Here is a 21,253-nt window from a genome sequence, read left to right on the forward strand (position 1 = left end):
TTCTTACTGCTCGCCGAGAGCCTTCATGCTCATCTCCTCGAGCAGGTCGCTCTTGATGTGGTACAGCTTGTCGGACAGATCCACGTAAACCTCATGCGGATTGACCAGACGTTTGGACTCCTCCCAGAGGGTATCTTTCTCTCTGGTGCAGATGTCGCGGATCTCCATGACGGATGGAGAAGTGTAGACGCATGCGCCCTTCTGGAAAATCGGAACGAGGAGCTCGCGTAAGGTGTAGGTTCCGCCTTTGATCTTCGTCTTTTTCCAGGTCTCGATCGGGTCGAAGATGATCATATCTTTGCTCTCGTCGAAGGTCTCGTCTGCGAGGCAGATCAGGTCGGCACGGATCTTTCCGGTTTCTTTATCATAAATACGATAAATCGTCTTATTGCCCGGGTTTGTTACTTTCTCGGAGTTCTCGGACAGCTTTATCTTCGGTGTGAATTCTGCGTCATCTTTATCTTTTGCTGCTGCCAGCTTGTAAACGCCGCCGAATGCCGGCCAGTCACCGGAGGTAATCAGATTTGTGCCGACACCCCAGGAATTAATCTTCGCACCCTGGGTTTTCAGGCTGTCGATCAGGTACTCATCGAGGTCACTGGATGCGGAAATGATGGCATCACCGAAACCTTCTGCCTCGAGCATCTGATATGCTTTTTTCGACAGGTAAGCCAGGTCACCGCTGTCGATGCGGATGCCGTAGCCCTTCATCGGTAAGCCCTCTGCTCTCATCTCTTTGAAGACGCGGATCGCATTCGGAACACCGGATTCGAGAACATCGTAGGTGTCTACGAGAAGAATGCATGCTTCTGGATACATTTTCGCATACGTTTTGAATGCGGTGTACTCATCCGGGAAGCTCATGATCCAGCTGTGTGCGTGGGTTCCCTTGACTGGAACGTCAAACATCTGTCCGGTCAGGACATTGGAGGTTCCGATGCAGCCGCCGATCATGGCAGCACGCGCGCCGTAGATACCAGCATCCGGTCCCTGTGCACGGCGGAGTCCAAACTCCATGATGCCGTCGCCCTTTGCCGCGTAAACAACGCGGGATGCTTTCGTCGCGATCAGGCTCTGATGGTTGATCATGTTCAGAATCGCGGTCTCTACAAGCTGTGCCTCCATGATCGGAGCGACAACTTTTAAGAGCGGTTCTCTTGGAAATACGACGGTTCCTTCCGGGATCGCATAGATATCTCCGGTGAAATGGAAGCCTCTTAAATACTCCAGGAAATCATCGTTGAAAATATGGAGGGAACGGAGATAGTCGATGTCATCCGGTGAAAAGTGAAGATCGCGGACATACTCGATTACCTGCTCAAGTCCTGCACATACGGCGTATGCGCCGCCGCATGGATTCTTTCTGTAAAATGCATCAAATACCACGATCTGATCGGACGGGTTCTCGTAGTAGCCCTGCATCATGGTAAGTTCATATAAATCGGTTAACAGTGTAAGGTTCTGCGCTCTCATGGCAAATTCCCCTTTCCTCATTGTGTTTATTACGTTCGTATCTTATTCTTTCCGATTGTACCACAATCATTGAAATTCCACAACTACGTATGGCTGTCCTTTTTCATCGTTCAGCGAGATAAAACAGCCGTTTTCCGTCTCAGCGCGCAACGGATGCAGGACATCGCCGAGGTGCGCCTGCTGTTTGTATTCGGCGCGCATCCGGCGCACGGTGAAGTTCTTCGGAAGGCATTCACCGGCAAGGGAAATGAACTGTGCGTTGTTGACGTGGTGGTTCGTATCGAGGTTGTGCGGCCGCACCGGGAACGGTTCGCCGATGAAATCTGCTTCCGGCATTTTCACTTTGCGCTCGCCGAAATCCTCGTCGATCGGATCGTCAATGCCATAGGCGTCTGTCGTCTCTTTCGGTGCGCGGACGGGATGACCCGTTTCCATATTGACGTAAGACCAGATGGAGTTGGCACAGGCGAGCATTTCGCCGTCTTCTGTTTCCATCGTGAAGTTACGCATGCCAAGAAATCCTTTGAAGCCGCTCGCCCATGTAGTGATTTTTACCGCTTCACCAAGGGATGGATAGCGGCGCACATGAATCTGCCACGCGGACAGCACCCAGGCGCAGCCTCGTTTTTTGAGCTCCGCAACGCCCTCGCCGATCGCTTCCGACTGGAAGGTACTGCAGTCCTGAAAGTAATTGATCAGCCCCGGCAGGGTGAGATTTCCGTCCTCACCGATTTCGCTGTAGCGGATTCTGCTCGTAAAGGAATACTTCATCGTTTCGTTCCTCCTGCTGTATTTGTTTTTGAGCATCGAAAAAGGCCTCAGGTACGAGACCTGAGACCTTTTAATGAGCTGGGCTACCTGGATTCGAACCAGGAACTGACGGAGTCAGAGTCCGTTGCCTTACCGTTTGGCGATAGCCCATTGCCTTGCGACAAAATATATAATACACTATCGCAAGAGAAAAGTCAACACCTTTTTTGAAATTTTTTTATTTTTTTCAAAAAACTGACTTTTGGAACATTTTGGAAGGGATTTGACGGCTCAACCCGGCCGTTGTCACTCTCCCGCCACGTATTTTTTGTCGATGTTGACGACGCATTCATACTTCTCATCCATTTCCTTCATCAGCGCCCCGATCTGCCCGATCACGCGATCACAGTCTTTCTTCTTATAAGAATACGGGATTTCAAGATCAAAAATCAGCTTCTTTTTCTCCGCCCCGTTGATCATACGGAAATCGTGGAAGGAAAGCTCCGGATCGAGAATGGAAATTACGTTTCTTACCTTCTCCTTTGTCGCAAGAACCGTCGCATCGTGGATCTCCACCGGATCCATGTGGATGACCAGCAGAATCCCCAATTTTTTGCCGACCTCATGTTCAATGCGGTCGATAATATCATGCGATACCTCGATATCGACATCTCGCGGCACCTCCGCATGGATCGATGCCATACTTCTGCCAGGCCCGTAGTTGTGGACAATCAGATCATGGGTTCCTACAATTCCTTCATAGGAAGCAACCTCTTTCATGATCCGTGCATACAGATCCGGATCCGCGCCCTGCCCGATCAGCGGTTCCAATGTATCTTTTGCAATGGAAATACCGGACCACATAACGAGTACCGCCACAACAAGTCCTGCGATTGCGTCGATATTAACCGAAAGGAAATGGCAGATCAATATAGAAGCGATCGTTGCGCTCGTCGTGATCACGTCGCCCATGGAATCCGCCGACGTTGCCAGCATCACCTTCGACTGAATGCGGTTTCCCAGTTTTCGGTTGAAAAGCGCCATCCACAGCTTTACACCAACCGAGAGCACCAGAATCAAAAACGGAACCATCTGAAATGTGATCTCTTCCGGATTGCGGATTTTCTCCAGGGAGCTCTTTAAAAACGTAAAGCCGACTTCAATAACCAGAAACGAAACGATCAGCGCTGCAATATACTCGATCCGCCCATGCCCGAACGGATGCTCTTTGTCGGCCGGTTTGTTTGCCATCTTCACACCGACGAAGCTGATCACAGACGATGCCGCGTCCGAGAGGTTGTTGAACGCATCCGCCATAATCGCCAGAGAGTTCATTCCGGCACCGATCAGCAGCTTTGCCGTAAACAGCAGAATGTTGCAGCAGATTCCCACGATGCTTGACAAAATGCCGTAGCTCGTGCGCACATCCGCGTTGTCGGTTTTCTCATAATCTTTTACAAAACGTCTTACCAGAAAATCTGTCATGGTTCCCCCTTCTTTTAAAAAAAGGCCTCCTGCATTGCCGCGGAGCCCTTACGTTTTCTCTGTCTTTTTCTATAGTAGGCAGTGTCGGAAAAAAAGTCAAGCCTAACATATTTTCGGGATTTCTACTAATAATTACAGGGGACTCTTCCGGCAGCATTTGACAATTGAATGAGAGTTTTTCTTTTCCCTCTGCCTTTCGAGTCCCCTATAATTTGATTTTTATTTTACTTTATAAATTTTCGCCATATCCTGTACATACAGCGGATAGAACTGGTAGCCCGCAAAATCGCTCCGAAGTGCAACCTCGCATGCCATATCCTCGATATACAGGTTTGCCGCATCGTCACAGAGCAGTGTTTCCATTTTTTTGTAAAGCTCAACCTGCTCCTCTTCATCCGTGCTGGTCTTAACCTGCTGATACAGTTTATCATACTCTTCGTTGCTGTAGTTGATAAAGTTCTTGGATGATGTTGAGGTAAACCGTTCCAGCAACGCGCGTCCGCTCAGATATGCCGCGTCAACGCCGACAACCGTGGACTGGAACTTCCGGTCTGCATATACATCCGACAGCCAGCTGTCCCACTCGACCTGCTGAATTTTGGCAGTAACACCGATCGCTTTAAGCTGCTCTACAAGAACCTGGGCTGTATCGATATGCTGCTGATAATTGTTCGGCACTGTAATCGTAAGCTCAAATCCATCTGGGTATCCGGCTTCTTTTAACAGTTCTTTTGCCTTCTCAATATCCTGATTATATCGCTCTGACAGTTCCGGCACATAATATTTTCCAAATGCCGGGAACATGCTGCTTCCGATGATCGTTCCTTTTCCGTCCGCAATCATATCCAGCACTTCCTGACGGTTTGCCGCATAGCAGAGCGCCTGGCGCACCTTCACATTGTTGAGCGGTTCCACGGCATTGTTCAGATACAGCGCCTGTACCAGGTTCATACCGCCGTCATAAATCGTAAAATCGGAATCTTCGGCAAGCTGCGCTGTCTGTGTGGAACTAAGACGTGCATACATGTCCAGTGTTCCGGATTTTAGGTTTGTTACGACTGCATTGCTGTCCTTGACAATTCGAAATGTTACCTTGTCCAGATACGCCTGATTTTCCGTATCCCAGTAATCGCTGAATTTTTCAAGGACAATGTTTTCCTGCGGGGACCGTGATACATAGTGGAACGGGCCTGTTCCGACCGGATCTGCTTCCAGATCTTCCACATGCTCAGGTACAATCGCCACCGTCAGATAGGCAAGAAACTCGGTGTCTGGCTCTTTTAAATAGATGTCGATCGTGCTCTCGTCCGGAATTTCAACCTTGTCTACATTGGAAAATGCCTCTACCAGAGGCGTTCCGTCTCCGTTGATACCCGCACAGCGTTCGATTGAATATTTTACATCCTCTGCAGTGACGGTCGTTCCATCGTGGAACTTGACACCATTCCGGAGCTTGAAGGTATAAACCTTTCCATCCTCCGAGATCGAATGGCTCTCTGCCACCGCATCGTTCAGATTTCCTTCTTCATCGGGCTTTACAAGGCCCTCATAAATATTGAATAGGATTTCTTTCGTTCCTGCCGCAACAGATTTGTGTGGGTCAAGACTATCCTCAATGTCCTGAGGAATTCCTACCGTGATGGAACCTCCCATAACAGGTTCCCCTGTCGGGGTTGATTCCATTGATACCTGAGAACTTGTGGTATCGGAAGAATCTGCTTTCCCATCCTTGCCATCCTGGCATCCGCCAAGTACAACAGTAAGAGCTGCAACTAAAAGCAGCGCAAGTACGCTTCTTCTTTTCTTCATGATTTCTCCTTTTGATACGAGTTCTCTCATTTTGTAATTGTCACGCCTATTGTATCCGACCTGTTCCCAAATAGCAAGTACATTATTGTATACAATTTATTTTCCGAATCTGAAAATCACGTATATCCGCCCGCATATTCCGGATTCTTTCCCTCGGGATGTACCGGAAAAGATAAAAATTTTGCCGCCCGGGAATTTTAACATTCCCGGGCGGCAAACGCTTTTGCTTTTTTTCTTTTATCCTTCAATGGAGATTGTCTTTTTCTGCTCCACAGCCGGTTTTGCTTCCTTCTTCGGTACGAAGAGTTTCAGCAGACCGTGTTTAAATTCAGCCTTGATGTCCTCTTCGGTAATATCCTCACCTACATAGAAGCTTCTGCTGCATGCACCTGCGTAACGCTCTTTGCGGATGTAACGGCCGCTCTCTTTTTCTTTCTCGTCTTTGTCGAGACCTTTCTCGGCACTGATGGTCAGATAACCATTTTCCAGTGTGGCCTGAACTTCATCTTTTGTGAATCCCGGAAGGTCAACCACTACCTCGTAGCCATTGTCCAGCTCGCGGATATCTGTTTTCATCACATGGCTGGCTTTGCGGCCATACAGTTTCTTTTCTGTATTCTTCATCTCTTTGTCATAATCATAGAACGGAAAATCGTTGAAAAAGTCATCAAATAAATTTTCTCCAAAAATACTAGGCATTAACATAAGTCATCGCTCCTTCTTATTCTTCTCATGGAACCTGATCCATGCTTTTTCTCCGGTTTTTCTTTTCACCGGATCTTTTTGTTTACCTGTTTCTTTGGAACGGAAAGGCTTCCGGATACCGGAGGTTTTCTTCTTTTCCTCTCTTTGTATCCCTCTTCCTTTGTTCTAGCTGTAATATAACACTTATTATTAGCACTGTCAAGAGGTGAGTGCTAATTATTTTGTGAAGATTTTGTGAAGCCTTGATTTTACGGGCTTCACAGGGATTTTTCACTTACTTTCGCACTCGATTTTCTTGATTTGACCACATTTTGACCACAAATTCTTGGAAAAATATATTCGTCTGATTTTCTTACCACATTTTACGACAACGACTTCTGGTTTATACCACAGCAGGTACGGTTTCTGGCAGATTCATTTTAGACATCTCGTTCTCCACATGAGACTTCTCTGCAATATGATTGTAGACATTCATTGTGATCTGTGCATCTGAATGTTCTTCGCTCCGCTACGGTCGGTGCTAAACGGATGTCCCCCGGACATCCAGCACCCCATCACATACTGCATAACTTTGGGATTGACATTATTCTCACCCAGTCTGGTACATCCCGTATGACGAAGGGTATGCGATGAAATAGGAGGCATCAGCTCCGGCTCTCGCTTCTCTCCTTCTGCCAGTTTGCTTTCTTTCTTATTATAGGCATTAACAATGTTTTTCAGAAAGCTGTTCACTCCCGCTGGCATAATCGGACGTCCATACTTTGTATTGAAGATGAATCCACTGCGTCCACCAATCTCTACATTACTCTGCAAACCAAGCATCAGGTTCAGCTCTCTCTGTTTACGGAACGCATCATATACCATCTGTGTCATAGGAATGTCTCTGATTCCTGCATCCGTTTTGGTTTCTGAATCATGGAAACAATATCCTTCTTCACCTTCATAATATACAAGCTGTCCACCTACATGGATCTCCCGACAAACGGTTTTCAGTGCTTTTTTCATGTTTTTCCTATTAAATTTTCCTCAGACACCTACATAAGTGAAACTTAGATTATGCCCAATACACAGTATTATTACTTATAACAACTAAATTACTTCTTGTCGTGCAATCTATTATTTATTCCAATACATCAGGTGTCCACCTTGTTCCAATATCGTTAGTTGGAAGTCGTTTTGTCTTGTATACAAAAGCCACACTATACCGTGCTCTCGTCACTGCAACATAAAACTTAGAAAGACTTTCATCCTTCATGTCTTTGGACTTTCCTGACAACCAATCCAGCATTGGTTTCGTCGGGTATATCAAGACTCTATTAAAAGTAAGTCCCTTGGACAATCCAAAATTCATCGTTTTTGGGATGGGATTTACCTTGGTTCTTTTATCATACCGCAACTGAACAGGATTATATATATCTACATATTTATCAATATCATTCTCGTGAACCCAAAATATTCCATCATGTCCCGTTTTTTCATTCATGGCAGAATCGCATGGCTTCATATCAGGATACATCTGATTTGCAAGATCACATATAATCTGATTATTTCTATGAGATGTCGATAATGTTGTGGTATCAATATTCATTCCGGCAATATTATCCTGCACAAAAATCACTATTTTCCCACCTGCATATTTTTTATATTTTGCTTCATAATGAGTTCGATACGTCGTCTGACGAGGATCTCCTACTAAAGTCATGTTGCAACCAACCTCATGCAACTTTTTTATAACTTCTAAATCATATCCAACAAAATCTTGTATTTCATCTACAAAAACATAAGAAAAAATTTTTCGTATTCTGCGAAATACACATCCATTCGATAATTCGTCCAAAACACAGGGCAATTTTGAAATCATATTTGAATATACATTACCGGAAGCCGTGACATATTTTTTCTCATTTGTATCCTTTAGTCTCAACAAATTTTTATCTGCCTTATTCACTAATAACACACCGGATACCCTATTATTTATAAGATAGCTTTGGTAAGGTCGTATACCATGCTTGATTAGCAGCAAAAACCACGGCATAATAGTTACATTAGATGGAATACAACCATTTATTTCGTAAAATTTGTCTCTAATGCTTTGTTCATTAGCATCGGTATAAGTTGTTATCAAAACATTTTCAGAAATCTCCAATGCCTTCTTTACAAGAAATGTTGTTTTTCCTGCCCCTGCCGCCGCAATAATTAGACTACTCATTTTTTATCGCCCTCATTATATACTCAGGATATTTAATTTTCGTAGCCGATTCAAAAATTGCTATGGCACAATCCGTCTTATGAGCGTGCATATATTTGTGCATCTCATCATCCGTATCGTAGTTAGTTCCAAAAATATTGTTCATTGCTTCTCGTCCATTTTCTTTTAATATTTTCGGCTCTAAGGTATTATAATTAAAATCCTTATCTGACAGTTTCAAATCACCTGTATCCACTACCTCATCAACACATATATGAATACATTGTATTTCTTCATATTCTTTGTACTTTTTCTTAACAGCTTCAATATTTCCATCATTATCCGTAACAACAGCTGTTTCTTTGTTTAGTGTCTGTGCAATTTCAAGATACCGCTTAAATGTCACCCCACCTACGGTCATTACATCTATTCCATCTTGGATAGGAAGCCGCCCCTCATGAGTATCCATATATGCCCGCTGAACAACCAGCTCATCTGAATCGCCCTCTACTAAGATTGATTTTTTACAAAGAATCAATCGCAGTGTATCATAACCTGCCACTTTTTTGAAAAATTCAAAAGTTTCCTTTTTGAGCGATTGCATCGAGCAACAATTATCGCCTGAAAGCAAAATTAAATTTTCCAGTCCGAGTTTATTAGCGACAAAGCTACTATGCGTTGATGCTATAATTTGTCTACCAGATGCAGCCTTTTCAATAACTCCCATTAGTTCGCTTAATCGGGAAAAAGACAAATGACTTTCAGGTTCTTCAATCAAAATAATACTTGCTTTTTCTGCCTGTTTATGACTTAAAGCTAATTGTGTTTTTATGATACATTGTGCACCTTTTCCAGCATGAGCAAACGGGATTCCATCCACCTGCGTAACCAAACTTGACTCCCAAGAATTTTGAACTCCCTGATCGGCACTCAATGATAATTTTCCATTCATAACAGTAGACGCTGCACTAATTTTCTCATTGATTGACTGAATTGCTTCATTTTGTGCAAACTCATCTATCATATTTCTATGGGCTTGTGTTATTGCTGTTATGTCCTCTGGTTCAAGGAAATCCTTTACTACTCTGGAAATATATACATCAGACCCATTTTGGTATCTGTAATTTGACGAATCAATCATTACAGACTTTATTGGTATGAATCTGGGCATTTTTTCATCTCGGCTAAAAGAAAACCATTTAGCTTCATAAAATTCAATAGGCAAACTTATAATTTTTTCTGTTTTCAGCAAACTTTCATATTCTGAATTAAATTTATCAGAAAAACTAATTGTGAATCTGATTCCCTCTATACCATCACTTTTTTCGGAATTACCATTTCCTTCATATTCAGGCAATGTTCCACTTTTGAAATATAACTCAATCATTATTTCTGGAGGTGCAATCGGCTGTCCATTTTCCACTGATGCCAGGTATTCCTCAACTGCTTCTCTATTAAATAAATATGTTGATAGCTGATTTCTAATATTTCGACCAGCATACATACCCGTTAAAGCCACATGAATGGCTTCAAGAATAGTAGATTTTCCAGATTCATTATCACCAACCAGAAGATTGATATTTTCATTAAATTTTACTTCAAACGGATTTTTAAACTTCTTAAAATTTTGAATGATTACCTTCTCAATAGCCATTCGTAGCCTCCTATCTTCGATTTTACTCTACCCCTAACGCCTTAAACACTGCATCTTCCGCACTCTGATACGGAATCAGATGAAATGCACTCATCAGATCAGCTGGAACACTTGCAAAATCAACAAACGATGTACTTGGAATCAGCACCTTCTTTGCGCCGCTATCCAGACACACCTGAAGTGTATTGGCAAGTTCATCCACCTTTATCATTGTGCCACTAATTGTTATATCTCCCAACACTGCCAAGTTGCTGACAACAGGCTTTCCAAGAGCAATCGAACAAAGTGCTATCAATGTTGGAAGTGCCAATTTGTCTGTCATACCGATACCCTGCAAATCCTGATAATTGATGATGTAATCCTTGGTCGAGGTGCTGATAGAGCCACTGATCCGATTGCCGTTGGCTTTCAGATAATTAAATGCCGTGTTCACCGCTTCCTTGCATTTAGAATCACTGCCTAAGCCAGTCCGTTCAATTTTGCCATTGCCTGGAAGCATCTGACTTTCCAAACGGAATACACCAATCATGCCACTTTTTCCTCTGGATACGGTATAAACCTGTCCCGGATTACACATTCCATCCGGTATCAGCTTACCACCACCCTGTTCTGGTACGGAAACATAATGTTCTGACATATCTTCTAGATCTATATAAGAGAAGTTCACATCATAAAACTCCATACCACCCAGCTTCTTCAATTGCTCCTTGACACGGCGACGCATTTCCAATGCAATCTGAATAATTTCTTCCAGTTCTTCTTTGGTAAACTCACCATTTGGGTACATCAACTTCAGATAACCGTCTATCATACGACGAACCGCAATTGTATCACGCTGATTCAGATTTCTCCCCAGACGGAAGTAGTGATCAAGTGCATCTCCATACTGCTCCTTGCGAAGCTCTCGGATGAACTCTGCCAAATAGTCACTGATAAAACCATAATCATTAGTAAAATGCTCCGGTCTGAACTTCGGTATCTCCCATCCTGGAAGATAACAGTGCATACGATCAAGAAATGCTGTATCTGTTCCCATTTCCTGCGGGAAAGGTGCAAACAGACTGGATGTTTTCAACAGCACGTCCACACTCTGATTGATATTTCCCACAAATACCATGGACGCAGTAGCAGCTTTTTCTTCTTTGCCACGGGCAAAAGAGCCGGATGCCATGTAATCCTTCATAATCTGAATGCCATCTTTATCTTTAAACTTGATACCTGCCACTTCATCAAAGGCTACACAGTCCCATAAGCCGACCAGTCCGACCGTTTTGCGTCCCATATTGTAAAACAGGTTTGCAACCGTCGTCTGTCCACCGGAAATCAAAATACTGTTTGGTGAAATCTCTTTGTAAAGATGAGATTTACCGGTGCTTCTCGGTCCAAGCTCACAAAGATTAAAGTTATTCTCAACTAATGGAATCATACGGGTCAAGAGCAACCATTTCTCACGGTATGTAAATTCATCCGGTTCCATTCCGATAGAACGAAGAAGGATATCCAACCATTCATCTTTCGTAAAAGCTTTTCGTCCCTGCTTCAGTTCATCAATATCAATGTGCGGCATCTGGATCGGTGTCAGCTTACGGATACTGATTGGTGAAATATCTTTCTGCTTTTTCTGTTTGGAACGAAGTGGATTTCCATCAATATCCTCAATGCCAAAATTATTGTCGCCTTCAACCTCATAATCCAGCTGAACAATACACCAGATACCGCCGCAGAGCAGGCGATCAAATTTTTCTGGATATTCATCGGCAATCGGTACATTACCAATGCCCAAATTAGAAAACTCTGCAAAAAAGCAATCCTTTTTCATATCCAGTCGAACAGTCACCATATCAATGATTGTGTAACTGCCTTTTTTACGCAGCTGAGACAGAATTTTCTGTGATTCATCCGGGCGTACAAAGTTGTCAGCAAGAATACGCTTCACATTCTGTACGCCTTTCTCTATAACCGTCTCATCATCTGAACTGCAATACTGTCCCAACAAGAACTCAAGAACATACACTGGGACATTCGCCCCTTCTTTAATTTTCTTTGTCAGGTCTTTCCGAACAATCTTACCGTCAAAGTTCTGACGGAGCTTGTTCTTTATTTCTTCACGGGTACTTTCACCCTCTGCAAATTGCTCCATCTTTCTCTCCTCCTGCGGCATTAACTAAAAAAATCAAACTCGTCCACCGCAAAGGCGATGTCAATCTGGAATGGCTCCCGCTGTGGCAGCTGTAATCCCTGTTCATCTGCAATTACCAGATAATAAGTAGCGGTATTGCTGTATTTTAAAGATTTTAGATTAAACTGACAACGGAAAGTTCTTTCTGCACCGTTATCGCTGGTCTTATCTGCAATAATCTTCTGAATATCACTAATCTGTTTGCCGTCCTCATCTGTAAAATAAACTTGATAGGTTGCTGCTTCACGATTTGTACTGACCGCATCTTTTTGATAGAAGTTCAACGAAAAAATCATATTGCTGATCTTACGGTTTGCGGACAGTAAATTAACCGTTACCGGCTTAGTATCATATTTCTGCTTATTTCGCTTATATTCCATAGAATCGTTGCGGAGATAATGATACTCAATCACTGGAACAACCATTTCCTGCAAACTGATACCACCATGCACAAAATTCATACCGCCGCCATTCATTTTGATACGAATACTTTCTCTCGGTGCAAATCCATCAAATTCCGTATTTCCGCCCAGGAATTTTACAGGCATCAAGTAATCTGGTTGCACACCTTTCTGCATAATTGCATATCTTCTGCCATATTCTACACATCGCTTGATACTTTCTTTTTTTGTAATGTCAGAGTTTGTTACATCCACATCAAAAAATCCTCTTTTATCTACTTTGTCCTCTTCCTTCAAAGGACTGTATGTATAAAGAAATCCATGATCTGCCGTAATTAAAATATTCGTTCCACCAAATTCATTTACGATAATACGCACAAGATTCTTCAATTCTGAAATCGCCTTGTCACAGGCAGCAAAAACAGCAGTATCCGAAGTGTGGCTGGCTTCATCTATGGTATCGTGGTAAATATAGACCACATCCATCCCTTTCACCAAAGCACTTCTTTCCGCTCGTTTCATAGCAATGATGTCATTATACTTTAAAGCCACGCTTGCCGAATCTTCTGTTTTCAGAACCTTATCCCTATAAGTACTTGCCGTAGACTGTCCATCTGCCAAAACCGTCAAAATATCGTTCCGAACCTCTACTGTCAGTTCTTTGTGCGGCAACAAAGCTGCCATACCAAACTTTGTAGTAGAAGGAAAGATGCTCTGCATACTGCTGATAGAAACCTTACTTTGCGTTTCTCGCTGAAGCTGATCTGCCATCGTAGCCGCCACTTCATAACGCATGGCATCTGAGATAATTACAAATACTTTCGTATCTGAGGTTTGGATACGGGAACGGTAAAAATCCTCCTGTTGCGGTACTTCCAGAACTTTACCGTAAGTTGCCAGTTCATCCGCACATACATCCGACCAGTTGTTGCCCAACTCACCTAAGAACCAGTGTGTATAAAGTCCTTCCACCTTATCGACAACATGCTTGAACAAATCATCCAGCAGAATATTGGAAGTCTCCAAACTCTTTTGAAAACTAAGATGGAACAAACGGTAATAAGTGTCCATCTGATAGTAGCTCTCAGTATATTCTTTCCAGATACTTTTCGCTTCTGCGGTATGGAATCCGGCAGAATGTTCCTTAAAGAAACTTTGCATATTCGCCACTTGTAAGATACCGTCATAAAAATTCTCAAATGGCTCATACCATACACAAGTTCTCCGTTTTTCAACGGTATTCGTAATGGTATCCACATCAATAATATGGTCACTGATCTCTGTCATTATCTTTGTCAGAATCACTTCATTAATACACGGAAAGCACTCTGTTCCTACCAAATCTTCTACTGTCAGCTTTTCAAAACGCTGATACAGACAAGCTTCATCCTCAACATAACGTGCCACATCATATAATTGCGGAATGTTGTCACTATGAAGCCATTCAGAAATAAAATCATAGCAATATGCCTGATGTGGTATGGAAATAAAACTGTCTAGTCCGGCAAGATATTCCTGCCGCATGGTACGGGTCGCCGCGGTTAAAAGTAGATGAATTGCTAACCGCTCAAGGTCTGGTTCCTCCTCCACAAATCCGCATCCCTGACGAACCATCGCCCAAAATGCTGCGTCTGCATGATATTTTACAAAATCCTGATAAACCGTATTATTATTCAAATCCAGTCCCGCCTGGAACACACTACGGAGAATCATATTAGGCTGTGCATCTTTCAATCCACAGATTGCCGCCATGACAGCCATGTGTAACTGTGCCGGTGTTTCCGGAACTTTATTCTGTGTGCTGACTTTCAAACGACGATCTTTCGCATTGAAATAAGCACGATAATTTTTAACCTGTTTCCTCATTGCCGGATTTGATATAAGTCCCATCTCATCCATCCAAATAGAAATCAGATCCGCCCGAAACTCTTCGCTGTAAAGCTCCACATCCAGAAGCCAGTTATCATCTGGGCGGTTATAGACACACGGACTGTAAACCAGATAATTTGTGGTCAAATCATCTACTGAAAGCAGTTTTTTTACAGAAAACGCATTATTTCCTGTCAGCGCAATCACCTTTGCATTTTCCAAAACCACTTCATCCAATTTATCCTCAAATTCCTTATCTTCATCGTACCAGAAAATGATACGACGCTGATAAAACTCAGGAAGAGGTGCAGCAAACCTGCGATTTAAATCTTGTATTATTTTGTCTGTATCCATGCTGCATTATCTCCCTTCCGTATTTTTTACATAAATAGTGCTTCGTGCCGCACCCTCTTTTCTCAAATAACCATCCTTAACCATATTCAGCAAGACAGCTCTGGCTCTACGATGTTTTACATCTAAAATCTCTACTGTTTCAGCAGTAGTAATAGAGCCATTTTCCAATACATATTTATAGATTTGTTGTTCCTGTTCACTATCCGGCATTTTCTTTGTCGTATCTGGCACTGTTTCTGTTTTATCCGGCACTTCATTGCCACTATCTGGCATTTTATCAATAGTATCCGGCACTTTAATGGCGTTATTGAGGTCATTGAGGTCAACAGTGCCGTCAACCTGACCTCGATAAATATTGATACGCAAATCCACTTCGCCACCAATAAACTCCGGCTCCCGAAGTCCGGCAGCTTTCACTTTATCAATAATTCTCGGAATACCGCTTCCCCAATGCTCGATCAGATTCATGTAAGCAAACGCATGGGCAAGGGCTTCATTTCTGATTTTGGAATAACCTTCTTTCATACGCTCCATCGTTTGTCCCATTGGCAGCTTCCCAGGAGAAGTGATTTCCAATCGGTTGTCATATACCGCTACCTGTATCGTACCATGATCCAGATAACTACGATGTACCATAGCATTGATAATCAACTCACGAATGGCATCCGGTGGAATCTCATAAACATCCTGGCGATAAATTCCCACAATAGTAGCACCCAGATGAATATTTCTTAAGACAAACTGAAATGCTTCGTCTATCTGTTCCCAAAGCGGTCCGGTATATTCTCTACGATCAACAAATACCGCTTTCGTTGTACCTTTGAACACACCACATTGCGTTGCAACATGAAGGCCTCCGTTGCCTGTCAAAATTGCAAACGCATTGGATGGAAAATCTTTTCCATCACGCTCGATTAAAATTCCCCAGGAACGCAACTGCTGTCTGCCTACATCTTTAATCGATGCTTTCTGTTCCTCTGTCCGAGCATTTCTGACAGCCTGCTCTTTCATAGCTTTGCAAAGGGTATCAATATCTTCATCTGTAACATTTAACCCAGTACATAAAGCCTGATCATAGTAGCGGTTACTGCCCTCAAACAACAACTCCTTTACCATATACTCATCGGCAAGGCGGGTAGTTCCGGCAACACGGACATATACACCGCCATCTCTACCAAGGGCTTTGATATAATACGGGCGCTGTCTGCCCTCAAAAACCTCTACCACAATGACAGTCTTACCATCAACCGTCTGTAAAGTGATATCTGGGATAATTGCCGGTTCACAGCTGTCTGATACGGCATTGGCAATGGCATCCATTTTCTTGAACACATCTTCCTTGTCAAAGCCAACAACCTCTCTGGTTTTATCGGCAATTCCGAAAATGATTTTTCCGCCGGTTCCATTGGCAAAGGCAACCACAGATTTCATATATTTGAGGCTTTTCTCCGGCAGGTTCTCTTTGAACTCCACATCCTTCGATTCTCCTGCAAGAATTTCTTCTATAGTCATTGTAACACCTCGCTCTCTTTGGCAGCTATTGCCACCATTCATATTATAAAATACCCGCAGTTTTCTTATTTACCACTTTGGAAATCAGCTCATTCATCAAGTCGTTCTTAATATCAATCCACGTTTTCGTATTGTCGATAGCGAGCTGACATTTAGATTTCTGCATAATTGCAGTAATAGTCTGACGAACATAATTTTCCATTTCAATGAGTTCTTGCTTTGAGATATTGCTTCCATCACCTTCATGTAAGGATTCTGAGCGATAACGATAAAAGTCCAGCATCTTATCATGTATTCCTACAACTTCTGCATCATTCTTTCCAAGCAAAACTGCAATGCGATTGGATAACATTTGTTTTTTACCTGGTTGATTTACCGGCAAAAGTGCCATTTCTAATGCTGTCGTATACTGTTCAAATCCAGTTGGAGCATCTGTCTGCTCCAATCCCCACACAAACTCATCAATAATAGGTTTCATCATGGAATAAATTTGTAATTTATAATCTCTTAAAAACTGATTACAGCGTTCAACATCTTCTGTTGCAAGTATATATTTTCGTTCATCATAAGCATTTCTGGTACTATTCTTGCTCGTATGGTTCTGAGTATTATTTATAAAACCCAACACCTTAAATCTGTAATTGAAAAATGTTTGATATAATCCAATGTTCCCGTTTTTATATAAACGCAACAACGAAAATATTTTATGCAAATATTGTACCTCTTGCTCTTGGTAAGCTCCAATTTCATCTTCACATTGGCAAGTCTTATTCGTGATTACAGCACCCGGAACAATCTGAGGACCATCTATCAAAAATACATCTTCTTTTTTTAGGCAGATAAAGTATGAACCATTTTCATCATGTAAACGTGAGCCTATATACTCAATACATAGTTGATTTTTTCCATTTTCAATTTCTGATTTGAATGGGAAATCATCATAATAGCACTTCTCGATAGTATAACCATTTCCCAATTCAAGATTAAGTATACTTTCATCGCAATACATTATAATCGCTGTAATTTTCACAGTAACATCAATCAAAATACCACCCCCATTAACGCAAGCCCTTATCCTTCAAATATTGACCAAGACTAAGTTTCTTTTCAACTTTCCAAGCCTTATACCCATTTGTACTTCGCCCCGTCACAAACTGAGCCGCTGTTGAAGAGCTGGTAAACTCACAGTTTTTAAGAATATTACCATTCTTATCCACATACTCTGGATTGTCTCGATATGCTTTAGCGGTTTTCCCACCTCTGATATGATTTGCAAAATCCGGACTTATTTTGCCACCTGCCAGAACAGTAATTATCTTTCCATCATATTCTGCCGTTGCATATGCAACTCCTGTACGCTGTGTAAGTGTAACCATAATTTTCATGATTCTTCGTCTCCTATTTATAATTTTTTTAATACTGTATCAAATATTGCATAATTCTTCTTCACACCATCATCCAGATCAATGGAAATCATCTGGTCGGCAAGGTGATGAATCTTTTCCTCGTAAATTCTGATTTCAGTATCCTGCGCCTGCAAGGTATTCAACTTTTTGTTCAGCTTCACACGCTCGCCAGTGGAAGCATTGACCATACGCTGTTCCAAATCCGCAATAGCAGTACGATAACGAGCCTGCTGTTCATGCACATAATCGGTACGGATACGGGCAATGGTGTCCGGCTGATAGCGGTGCATATAAATCAGAGCCTTAAATCCATTCTTCTTGCCGCTGTCAAATAGCCAGTAAATCGGGCGTTTCTGATAAATCTTACAATGATCTTTATAAAAATCATTCAGAAAATAATTCCGAATCACATCTTTCGGCTGACCTTTTCCCCCCAGTGCATCGGCAATGAATTTCAGGTTTTCGTCTAAGGTATCTACACCGTAAACAGTTTTTACGAACTCCACGAATAGACCGACAATATCATCCTCAAAATATTCATCGTCGCAAATCGGGATAATGTTATCCTTATCCGCAGCAAAAGAACTATATTTGCTGTTATCCCATTCTCCACCTGCATAGACAAGACCATCCGCATCCAGAGAGTGGCGACCGAACATACAGCCAACCGCATAGGAAATGAACGAGCGAATATCTCTGCCAAGATCAGCTTTGCGGACAGTAACGTCCTTGTCCTCAACCTCTGGTGTCAGCTCATCCTGTAAACCGTAAATGTCGATGAAAATACGGTTCAATTTTTCCTCATTGGCTTTCAGCTGGTTAAAACGGTCATTGCATTCAGTCTGCCACTGGTCAAAGGCTTCCGCAATGGTAGAAACTTTGCGAAGCAGTGGATGCTTTTGAAAATCCCATGAGGTTTCAAAAGCATCCCAATCCTGCTTTGAAATACTAATATTATATTGGACTAAGGATTTAACCTGCGGATAAAAATTCATATCTTTGATAAATGGCATATTGAGTATATCTTTGATATTATTATTCATTGTCGGGTTTATAATTCTTAAAAGTGCTTGTGACACCTTGGAATTTAAAAATCCTAACACATAATCTATAATAGTTTCATCATTAAACAATATTGTTGCTGCCGCTTTATTAAATGTCAAATTTTTACCAAGTTCTCTTACGCCAAACAAAGGATTCATCGAAACAAGGGTCCATGTGATTCCTCTCCTAAAAAGGATTTCATCTTTGGGGAATCGTGCAATTTTATCTCTTTTATAATGCTGAATCGTGATTGGATCAAACTTTACTACGGTATCAATATTGCCATACCATCGCCTAAATTCACCTCCTTTAGCGTGTAACGCCCACTTCCTTGCTTCAATATCATGAGCATTCACTTCCCACAACAATTTCAAATACTTGTCATTATTACCAGTTAAAATTTGTCCATCAGAAAATGCAACTTTCTCCAATAACTCATTATCATAACAATTAGCAAACTGTTCACTAATCCAATAAGCTATCGGTTCACCTGGTATCTTTTGAAATCGTAGTTGATTAGATATATACCGTTCTTTTCCTTTAATGAAGAGTTCCTCTTTTCCAGTTTGTGTCGTCGGATCAACAAGTCTGCAATATGTACCAAGATAATTGTTCAAAAATGTGTTTCCTATTACAAAGCTGGTTGTTTGTACAATTTCTCCACCAATTTCTTCAAAGGCACGAGCTCCCAAATGCGCCATATTTATAATAGCTTTTTTAGAAATTTTCTTTCTAATATTCTCATAACTTGCAAGGAACATCCAAGCGTGTTGTGTAATCATTGCCTGACAGCCATTTTTCTTTGTCATTTGTCCGCAACGTTCAATAAACACAGCAAACAAATCACTTTTACTATCTGGGTAATCACTTTTAACATAATCAGAGAGCTTTATACTCATACCAGAGCTACCCATATACGGCGGATTTGTCACTACCACATCATACTTCTGCGCCAGTGCTTCTGCCACCTGCACCAACGGCAACAATTCTCTCAGTGCCGTCTCACGGGACATATTTATATCTTCCGTAATCTCTGCAAAACGGTCATACAGTGTAGACCAATCCTGCGGTGTTACGGTCAGAATCGAGCCGTATTCTTTTGCATCATGCAATTCTTTAATGATGGTATCCATAGCTGTCGTGAGCTTTGCATCCCCATTGCAGAAATAGTCCACGGCAAATTCATCTACATGATTGCTCTCTACAATAGCATACACATGGGGCTGAATGCCACGGCTGAAGAAGCGTCGGTCATACTGACGGGCTTTCATCATTACCGCAAAGTAAGCCAGCTGTGTTGCACGGTCATCAATATCCAGACCATAAATATTGTTCTCTACAATGCTTGCCACTGCTTCACGGGTGGTATAACCGTAAGATTCATATATCTTCATCAGCACATCAAACATATACGCAAGAATATGACCGGAACCGGAACATGGATCAATAACTTTCAGCTGATCCGGTGTCAGCGCGGCGTATTCCTTGCGAATCTCGGCAAGCTGTGCCTGCACTTCCGGCTCCTGCTCAGCTTCTTCCAGATAGTAGTGCCATTTGGTATCTTCCGGATCACGGTTTCCGGCAGCATAGGCAGACTGTTCTTCCTCGGTAGGAAGAAGCTGCTCTTTCACATCCGGATGTCCCTCCAGCCATAAACGACCAAGACTGTTCTCTACCATGTAGCGAACAATCCAGTCTGGTGTGAAAAGCTGAGTTGCTGCGGGGATGTTTTCTTTTGTGATTTTCACATTCTTTTTCAGTGCTGCGAAAACGTCATCCTTTTTCTCACTGTTATAATACTGATACAGCCAGCCGATGATCTGGACAGCATCCTTCCAGTCATCCTCCGGTATCAACTCGATCATCTGCTGAATGACACTGCCTTCACGGAGCAGATTGTCCGGCAGAAGAAGCTCGGTGTAGTCCGCAATCTTCTGGAACATTCCCGGCAGAATCTTATTCAAGGCGTTACACTGCACGATCAGCAGATATTTATACAGTTCTTCGGTCTTTTCGGCATCTTTCAGTTCATAGACCTTTTCCATATCCAATCCATCCAAATCCAGATGAATGGCTTCGGTTATAATCTGCGGCTTAAAGTTGTTTTCCTCGTCCGTGAATACACGCACATGGGAAGGAATGTAACCGTTGACTTCCATAAATCGTAGAGCAGAGAAGCGGTTGAACCAAGTGTAGGCAACCTCCTCCATGACCTGCTTATAGCCTTTATCGTTAATCTCGGCAATCAAAGCCTGACGTTGTTTCTTTTCATCAGCAGTGAGGACTTTGCCGCCAACGCTGTCCGCATTGGCGGCCTCGATATTATCCTCTGTGATACCGTATTCCACGCCTTTTAGGGAAACACGGGCGATCAGCTCTGTTCTTGCCCAGACAGCAAATTTTTTAATCGCATTCTTATCCATA

General features: G+C 42.4%; 14 protein-coding genes and 1 tRNA gene. All 15 read right to left on the reverse strand.

What is annotated here, in order from left to right:
- Window positions 1-3 precede the first annotated feature (3 nt).
- Window positions 4-1,473, reverse strand: a complete 1,470-nt coding sequence (locus tag DWX00_RS16355; RefSeq protein ID WP_055218976.1) for a nicotinate phosphoribosyltransferase — start codon at window positions 1,471-1,473, stop codon at window positions 4-6.
- Between the two features lie 66 nt (window positions 1,474-1,539).
- Window positions 1,540-2,244: an acyl-[acyl-carrier-protein] thioesterase gene (locus DWX00_RS16360; protein WP_055267769.1), complete on the reverse strand. Its 705-nt coding sequence runs from the start codon at window positions 2,242-2,244 to the stop codon at window positions 1,540-1,542.
- Window positions 2,245-2,322: 78 nt separating this feature from the next.
- Window positions 2,323-2,394: transfer RNA gene (locus DWX00_RS16365), tRNA-Gln, on the reverse strand.
- A 135-nt stretch (window positions 2,395-2,529) separates the two neighbouring features.
- A complete protein-coding gene (locus tag DWX00_RS16370) occupies window positions 2,530-3,708 on the reverse strand; it encodes a cation diffusion facilitator family transporter (protein WP_118595772.1) in 1,179 nt (392 codons plus the stop codon).
- A gap of 219 nt (window positions 3,709-3,927) precedes the next feature.
- Window positions 3,928-5,517, reverse strand: coding sequence for an ABC transporter substrate-binding protein (locus tag DWX00_RS16375; RefSeq protein WP_118595773.1), 1,590 nt, complete (start codon window positions 5,515-5,517; stop codon window positions 3,928-3,930).
- A 237-nt stretch (window positions 5,518-5,754) separates the two neighbouring features.
- Window positions 5,755-6,222, reverse strand: a complete 468-nt coding sequence (locus DWX00_RS16380) for an Hsp20/alpha crystallin family protein (RefSeq protein ID WP_117510053.1) — start codon at window positions 6,220-6,222, stop codon at window positions 5,755-5,757.
- A gap of 471 nt (window positions 6,223-6,693) precedes the next feature.
- Window positions 6,694-7,227: a tyrosine-type recombinase/integrase gene (locus DWX00_RS16385; RefSeq protein ID WP_242857239.1), complete on the reverse strand. Its 534-nt coding sequence runs from the start codon at window positions 7,225-7,227 to the stop codon at window positions 6,694-6,696.
- Window positions 7,228-7,342: 115 nt separating this feature from the next.
- Window positions 7,343-8,431 (reverse strand): UvrD-helicase domain-containing protein, encoded by a 1,089-nt coding sequence (locus DWX00_RS16390; RefSeq protein ID WP_055268227.1) that lies wholly within the window; start codon window positions 8,429-8,431, stop codon window positions 7,343-7,345.
- Window positions 8,424-10,064: an ATP-dependent nuclease gene (locus tag DWX00_RS16395; RefSeq protein ID WP_055268225.1), complete on the reverse strand. Its 1,641-nt coding sequence runs from the start codon at window positions 10,062-10,064 to the stop codon at window positions 8,424-8,426. Before DWX00_RS16395 ends, DWX00_RS16390 begins: the two co-directional genes overlap by 8 nt.
- Before the next feature lie 22 nt (window positions 10,065-10,086).
- Window positions 10,087-12,204, reverse strand: a complete 2,118-nt coding sequence (gene brxL / locus DWX00_RS16400) for a protease Lon-related BREX system protein BrxL (RefSeq protein WP_118595774.1) — start codon at window positions 12,202-12,204, stop codon at window positions 10,087-10,089.
- A 20-nt stretch (window positions 12,205-12,224) separates the two neighbouring features.
- Complete coding sequence (gene pglZ, locus DWX00_RS16405) at window positions 12,225-14,867, reverse strand: BREX-1 system phosphatase PglZ type A (protein WP_118595775.1); 2,643 nt, start codon at window positions 14,865-14,867, stop codon at window positions 12,225-12,227.
- 6 nt (window positions 14,868-14,873) lie between these two features.
- Complete coding sequence (locus DWX00_RS16410) at window positions 14,874-16,379, reverse strand: RNA-binding domain-containing protein (RefSeq protein ID WP_118595776.1); 1,506 nt, start codon at window positions 16,377-16,379, stop codon at window positions 14,874-14,876.
- Between the two features lie 43 nt (window positions 16,380-16,422).
- Window positions 16,423-17,424 (reverse strand): hypothetical protein, encoded by a 1,002-nt coding sequence (locus DWX00_RS16415; protein WP_118595777.1) that lies wholly within the window; start codon window positions 17,422-17,424, stop codon window positions 16,423-16,425.
- A gap of 13 nt (window positions 17,425-17,437) precedes the next feature.
- Window positions 17,438-17,764 (reverse strand): DUF4357 domain-containing protein, encoded by a 327-nt coding sequence (locus DWX00_RS16420; protein ID WP_118595778.1) that lies wholly within the window; start codon window positions 17,762-17,764, stop codon window positions 17,438-17,440.
- Window positions 17,765-17,781: 17 nt separating this feature from the next.
- Entirely contained in the window at window positions 17,782-21,252 is a 3,471-nt protein-coding gene (pglX, locus tag DWX00_RS16425) for a BREX-1 system adenine-specific DNA-methyltransferase PglX (protein ID WP_118595779.1), read from the reverse strand.
- Window position 21,253: the final 1 nt, after the last annotated feature.

It is taken from the genome of Blautia sp. AF17-9LB (genome assembly GCF_003479185.1).
Lineage (GTDB): Bacteria > Bacillota > Clostridia > Lachnospirales > Lachnospiraceae > Fusicatenibacter > Fusicatenibacter saccharivorans.